This window comes from Hydrogenophaga palleronii NBRC 102513, from assembly GCF_001571225.1.
Taxonomy (GTDB): Bacteria; Pseudomonadota; Gammaproteobacteria; order Burkholderiales; family Burkholderiaceae_C; genus Hydrogenophaga; species Hydrogenophaga palleronii.
Window position 1 is genome coordinate 1 of the sequence record NZ_BCTJ01000085.1, and the last position, 3,062, is coordinate 3,062.

Consider the following 3,062-nt stretch of genomic DNA (forward strand, 5'->3'; position numbering starts at 1 on the left):
TCAGCATGTAGGCGAGGTAGTCGGGCTCGAGCAGGTCGTTGATGGCGACGACTTCGATGTCCGGGAAGTTCTGGATGGCGCTGCGCAGCACGTTGCGGCCGATGCGGCCGAAGCCGTTGATGCCAACGCGGATGGGGGATGTCTGGTTCATGGGTTCTTGAAAAAGAAAAGGGTCAGGTCAACAGGCTCGATAGGTCGGGGATCACGCGGTCGGGATTGCAGGCGGTGATGGGCTCGCCCCGGTTGTAGCCATAGGGCAGGGCCCACACGCGCACGCCGGCGTTGCGCGCGGTGGCCACGTCGATGGACGAATCGCCCACGAACAGCGCGCGTTCCGGCGCGGCGCCGAACTGCGCCAGGCAACGCTGGATGCCGGCGGGGTCGGGCTTCTTCGTGGGCAGGCTGTCGCCGCTGACCACAAAGTGGAACAGTGGTGCGAGGCCGTGCGTGTCGAGCACGGTGGCGGTGTAGCGGCTTTCCTTGTTGGTCACCACCGCGAGCTTCACACCGCGTTCGCGCAGCGCTTGCAGTGTTTCGCGCACCTGCGGGTAGATCTGGCTGCGTGTGCCGCAGCGGCGCTGGTAGTGGCGGTCGAACTCGGTCTCGATCAGGGACAGGCTCGAGCTGTGGCGCACCACCTCGGCCAGGGTGTCGCTGGCCGAGGCGACGGCCTGGATCAGCAGCTCACGCGTGCCGTGGCCGATCCAGCGCTCGACCTGTGTCGCCGAAACCAGGGGCAGCTCGAAACGCAGCAGCGTGTCGTTGACGGCGTCGCCGATCTCGCCGGCGGTGGCGACCAGCGTGCCGTCGAGGTCGAACATCGCCAGGTCGAATGCGGTGGGTGCGGCGCTCATGCCGCTTCTGCCTCGATGCCGGCGCGCACGCGTGGGCGCGGGTGCACCAGCGCGCGCACCTCGTCGGCCACGCGCGCGGCGGTGATGCCGAAGTGCGCGTACAGGTCTTTCGCCGGGGCCGATTCACCGAAGCTGCCCATGCCCACCACACGGCCGCTGCGGCCCACGTACTTGCGCCAGAAATCCGGGTGTGCGGCTTCCACCGCCACGGCGGGCAGGGCGGGTGGCAGCACGGTGTCCTGCCAGGAGCTGTCCTGCCGGTCGAACAGGTTGGTGCAGGGCATGGAGACCACGCGCGTGGCGATGCCTTCGGCCGCGAGCGTGGCCTGCGCCTGCAGGGCCAGCGTGGTTTCCGACCCGGTGGCGAGGATCACGGCTTGCGCGCCCGCCATGTCCGAGAGCACATAACCACCGCACTGAACCGCCGCCGCGCGCGACGCGTCACCGAGTTGCGGCAGGTTCTGGCGCGAGAGCGCGAGCGCGCTGGGGCCGTCGCGCCGCTGCAGCGCATGGGCCCAGGCCACCGCGGTTTCCAGTGCGTCGGCGGGCCGCCACACGTCCAGCCCGGGAATGATGCGCAGGCTGGGCACGTGCTCCACCGGCTGGTGCGTGGGGCCGTCTTCGCCCAGGCCGATGCTGTCGTGCGTGAACACGTGGATGACCTGCAGCTTCATCAGCGCAGCCATGCGCACGGCGTTGCGGCTGTAGTCGCTGAACGCCAGGAAGGTGCCGCCGTAGGGGATGAAGCCGCCGTGCAGCGCCAGGCCGTTCATGATCGCGGCCATGCCGAATTCGCGCACACCGTAGCTCAGGTGGTTGCCGCCGTTGAAGTGCCCGGCCGGGTTCGGCCCGGCGGTGACGCAGCCCTTGAAGTTGGTGAGGTTGGAGCTGGTGAGGTCGGCGCTGCCGCCGAAGATCTCGGGCAGCAGCGGCGCCATCGCATCCAGCGCGAGCTGGCTGGCCTTGCGCGTGGCGACCGCGTCGCTGCGCTGGCCGAGCGCGGCCACCAGCGCGGGCAGGCCGTCGGCAAAACCCGGGGGAAGTTCGCCGGCCATGCGGCGCTCGAACGCGGCGGCTTCTGCCGGGAAGGCCTCGCGGTAAGCGGCCAGGCGGCCGAGCCATTGGGTTTCCAGCGCACAGCCGCGCTCGGTGGCGTTCCACGCGGTGGCGATGTCGGCGGGGATGTCGAAGGGTGCGGCGCTCCAGCCCAGGGCGTCGCGTGTGGCCTGCACCTCGGCGGCACCGAGCGCGGCGCCGTGCACGTCGTGGCTGCCTTGTTTGTGGGGTGCGCCCTTGCCGATGATGGTCTTGCAGCAGATCAGCGTGGGCCTGCCCTCGGCTTGCGCGGTGGCGCTGCGCGCCTGTTGCAGCGCGGCGTGGATGGCGGCCGGGTCGTGCCCGTCCACCGAGACCACGTGCCAGCCGTAGGCGGCGAAGCGCTGCGGCGTGTCGTCGGTGAACCAGCCCTGCACGTGGCCGTCGATGGAGATGCCGTTGTCGTCGTACAGCGCGATGAGTTTGGACAGGCGCAGCGTGCCGGCGAGTGAACACACCTCGTGGCTGATGCCTTCCATCAGGCAGCCGTCGCCCAGGAACACATAGGTGTGGTGGTCCACGAGGGTGTGGCCCGGGCGGTTGAACTCGGTGTCCAGCAGCTGCTCGGCCAGCGCCATGCCGACCGCGTTGGCCAGGCCCTGGCCGAGTGGGCCGGTGGTGGTTTCCACACCAGGTGTCACGCCCACCTCGGGGTGGCCGGCGGTCTTGCTGTGCAGGCGGCGGAACTGGCGCAGGTCGTCCATCGACAGGTCGTAGCCGGTGAGGTGCAGCAGCGCGTACAGCAGCATGGAGCCGTGGCCGTTGGAGAGCACGAAGCGGTCGCGGTTCGGCCAGGCGGGGTTGCCGGGATTGTGGCGCAGGTGGCGGTTCCAGAGCACCTCGGCGATGTCGGCCATGCCCATGGGCGCGCCCGGGTGGCCGGAGTTCGCGGCCTCCACCGCGTCCACGGCCAGCATGCGGATGGCGTTCGCCATGCGGCGAGCGAGATCGGGATTGGGTTGTCGGGATGCGTTCAAGTCAGTCTCCGTGACACAGTGTGTGAAATCGGTGCGTTGCCCTCACCCCAACCCTCTCCCGGCGGGAGAGGGCGTGAAGACAGGCAACGCGCGAAGGGGAGTTCAAACCCAGAGGCAGCCAGGGTCCGGCTCAGCC

At 69.6% G+C, this 3,062-nt stretch carries 3 protein-coding genes; all 3 read right to left on the reverse strand.

Annotation, left to right across the window (positions count from 1 at the left end; all coding sequences use genetic code 11):
• Positions 1–151 (reverse strand): glyceraldehyde 3-phosphate dehydrogenase NAD-binding domain-containing protein (locus HPA01S_RS22915; RefSeq protein ID WP_245638730.1); only part of this gene is annotated, 151 nt, incomplete at its 3' end.
• A 22-nt stretch (positions 152–173) separates the two neighbouring features.
• A complete protein-coding gene (locus HPA01S_RS22315; RefSeq protein WP_066273694.1) occupies positions 174–854 on the reverse strand; it encodes an HAD-IA family hydrolase in 681 nt (226 codons plus the stop codon).
• On the reverse strand, positions 851–2,884 hold the full coding sequence (gene tkt / locus HPA01S_RS22320; RefSeq protein WP_066273696.1) for a transketolase: 2,034 nt from the start codon (positions 2,882–2,884) through the stop codon (positions 851–853). Before tkt ends, HPA01S_RS22315 begins: the two co-directional genes overlap by 4 nt.
• Positions 2,885–3,062: the final 178 nt, after the last annotated feature.

What these genes read in the sequence shown, in the direction of transcription:
- HPA01S_RS22315 (WP_066273694.1), bottom strand. Translation starts at nt 854, where the DNA reads ATGAGCGCCGCACCCACCGCATTCGACCTGGCGATGTTCGACCTCGAC.
- tkt (WP_066273696.1), bottom strand. Translation starts at nt 2,884, where the DNA reads ATGGCGAACGCCATCCGCATGCTGGCCGTGGACGCGGTGGAGGCCGCG.